Source organism: Treponema sp. R80B11-R83G3, from assembly GCF_054786115.1.
Genome location: NZ_BDHF01000144.1, coordinates 1 through 2,542, shown reverse-complemented (window position 1 = coordinate 2,542; position 2,542 = coordinate 1). Strand labels below are relative to the sequence as shown.

At 48.4% G+C, this 2,542-nt stretch carries 2 protein-coding genes; both read left to right on the top strand.

The window, feature by feature from the left end; all coding sequences use genetic code 11:
* Positions 1 to 1,886: thiamine pyrophosphate-dependent enzyme (locus ACYVRH_RS11705; protein WP_461257095.1), on the top strand; the 1,886-nt coding region annotated here is incomplete at its 5' end.
* A 450-nt stretch (positions 1,887 to 2,336) separates the two neighbouring features.
* Positions 2,337 to 2,542, top strand: a 206-nt coding sequence (locus ACYVRH_RS11700; RefSeq protein ID WP_461257094.1) for a hypothetical protein, incomplete at its 3' end; no start/stop codon positions are given.

The following is a 2,542-nucleotide window of genomic DNA, read 5'->3' as shown; positions in this document are numbered from 1 at the left end:
ATACGGGAATGGGCAACCGTACAAATACGGTTATGCAGGCCGCCTTCTTTAAAATTTCCGGCATACTGGAAGAAGCCGAAGCCGTCAAATTAATGAAAGAGCATATCCAACATTCCTACGGCAAAAAGGGAGCCGACGTTGTTGAGAAAAACTACAAGACGGTAGACGCAGCGTTAGGCGCCGTTGAAAAAGTGGATTATCCTTCCAAGGCAGACGGCTCTAACCACATGAAAGTGCCTTTTGCCACGGCAAGAACCGAGTGGATAAAAGACACATTGGGAACCGCCTCCTTCCAAGCCGGTGACACATTGCCCGTCAGTAAAATTCCGGAAGACGGAACTTTCCCCACGGCGACAAGCCAGTACGAAAAACGCTCTGTAGCGGAAAGGGTTCCGATTTGGAACCCCGACGTTTGCACCCAGTGCGGTTTCTGTTCCGTGGTTTGCCCCCATGCCTGTATCCGCATGAAAAACCTTACGGCAGATCAGATCGCGAAAGCGCCAAAGGGCTTCCAAACCACAGAGATCAAACCTAAACCGATTGAAGGGCAAAAAGCGACATTGGTCATCGCGTGCGAAGACTGCTATGAATGTGGAGTATGCTTTAATATCTGTCCCAAGTGCAAAGACGACAATGCTCCTAAGGCCCTTACCTATAAATCATATTCTGATGATCCCGAATTCCACGCCGAACAAAAAGCGATATGGGATTACTTCATGAGCCTGCCTGAAACTCCCGCCGCCGGAGAATTGAGCAATCCAAAAGCTCTTGCCTACAAACGCCCGTTATTTGAATTCTCAGGCGCTTGCGGCGGCTGCGGCGAAACGCCCTACATTAAACTTATGTCCCAGCTTTTCGGCGACAGGGCACTCATTGGCAACGCCACAGGTTGTTCCTCAATCTACGGCGGAAACCTGCCCACCACTCCTTACTGCCAGAACGCCGCAGGACGCGGTCCCGTATGGTCAAACAGCCTCTTTGAAGACACCGCTGAATTTGCGCTGGGCTTCAGGCTTACAAGCGACAAGCTTGCTATCCATGCCCATGAAATGGCAGCCAAAGCAAAGAGCGAAGGAATAGCCGCCGCAATCATCGACAAACTCCTTGCCAACGCTCAGGCTGACGATGCCGCTATCGAAGAACAGCGCAAAAATGTTGACGAACTAAAAGCAGCCCTAAAAGGCAATTCAAGTTCCACGGCAAAATTACTGCTCTCGCTCGCCGACCACTTTATTAAAAGGTCTGTATGGGGCTTCGGCGGCGACGGCTGGGCTTACGACATCGGTTTCGGCGGCCTTGACCACGTACTCGCTTCCGGCAAGAATGTAAACCTGCTCTGCTTAGACACCGAAGTTTACTCCAACACCGGCGGCCAGATGTCAAAATCCACGCCGGTTGGCGCTATCGCGAAGTTCGCCGCCTCAGGAAAAGAAATTGTCAAGAAAGACCTTGGCGCAATCGCCATGAGTTACGGCTATGTCTATGTAGCTAGAATTTCGTTAGGCGCAAACATGGCTCAGGTGATTAAAGCTTTCCGCGAAGCTGAATCCTACAACGGCCCGTCTTTGATTATCGCCTACGCGCACTGTATCAACCACGGCATCGACATGAGCAAGGGCTTGGATCAGGGCAAGGCTGCGGTAACATGCGGCCTGTGGCCATTGTACCGCTACGATCCGCGCCTGAAAGAGCAGGGAAAGAACCCCTTCCAGCTTGACTCAAAAGAGCCGACCTACAACCTTGAAGACTTCATGTACAAAGAAGTCCGCTTCAAGAGCCTTAAAGCCGCAGACCCCGCCCGCGCCGACATGCTGCTCGCGAAAGCCAAGAAACAGGCTGAGCGCGTGTATAAAGAGTACAAGTATTTAGCGGAGAGGCCTTTCTAGTTTTTTGTGCAAAATGTGATGAAGCCCCTGATTGCGGTCGGGGGCTTTTTTTGTCTACGAACCACACGAACAAAAAGGAAAAATTTTTTTACCACGAACCACACGAACCAACACGAACAAAGAAAGCGAAGAGACTTGCTTCAAATATATGCGTACCGGAGAGCGGAGGTTAAGGGGTTTTTGTCCGTTATCTTATCGTGAAGTTCATGCGTAGCTGTCGGACAAAACCCAATGATCCCTTTGATTCTCTATTACACGCATATTTGTAGTAAATATCTTCGCTCTCGCTTCGCTCCTTGTTCGTGTGGTTCGTGGTAAAAAATATTTTCAAAAAAATTCACTTTTTAGCGTAATTTTTTTTTGGACATTCCCAGTTCTACTTAGTTTTATTTATAATTTTATGTTATAATGTTACTATGAGATAGAAATTAACCACAAAAGGAGTTTAAAATGAAAAAAACTATTTTCACAGCGTTTGTGATTGCGCTTGCAGCAGTATTCATATTATCAGCGGCAAATAGCTTTGGTCAGAGCGGAAGTGCCAAAAGCCTCAACAGCGCGGCGGAGTTACAGAAATACCTTGACAGCCAGCCTGCCAACAGTAAGGCTAATCCGATAAAGGTATCCATTAAGCTTAATGAATCTATGTTCTGGGA